Source organism: Kitasatospora saccharophila, assembly GCF_039529925.1.
GTDB classification, from domain to species: Bacteria; Actinomycetota; Actinomycetes; order Streptomycetales; family Streptomycetaceae; genus Kitasatospora; species Kitasatospora saccharophila.
Window position 1 is genome coordinate 1 of sequence record NZ_BAAANS010000195.1, and the last position, 542, is coordinate 542.

At 71.8% G+C, this 542-nt stretch carries 1 protein-coding gene; it reads left to right on the forward strand.

The window, feature by feature from the left end; genetic code table 11:
• The coding region (locus tag ABD345_RS40135) for a zinc-binding dehydrogenase (protein ID WP_344559796.1) at positions 1-542 on the forward strand (542 nt) is incomplete at both ends.

Here is a 542-nt window from a genome sequence, read left to right on the forward strand (position 1 = left end):
GTGATGATCGCGGCGGCGCTCGGTGCCCGGGTCGTTGCCGTGGACACCAATCCGGGGGCGCTGGAGCTGGCCCGGAAGTACGGCGCGGCCGACGTCGTACAGGCTGGGCCGGGGGCCGTCGACGAGATCCGCGCGCTGACCGGTGGTGGGCCTCGGGTGACGATGGATGCGCTGGGGTCCAACGAGATCGTGCAGCAGGCGCTCACCGTGCTGCGGCCGCAAGGACGGCACCTGCAGGTCGGGCTGCTGCCCTCCGGTGTCCAGCTCGACGTGTCCCGGCTGATCGGCCAGGAGCTGCAGTGGCTCGGCAGCCACGGGATGGCCGCGCACACCTACGCGGAGATGCTGGATCTGGTGGCGTCCGGCGTACTGCGGCCGCAGGACCTGATCACCCGGACGATCACCCTGGACGACGTACCGGCTGCTCTCGACGAGCTGACCGCCGGTACGCCGGCCGGGGGGACGGTTATTCAGCCACCTGCTCGACGTCCCTGGCACCGCGCAGGGCCAGGTAGGCGAGCAGCGGCGACACGGCCAGCAGG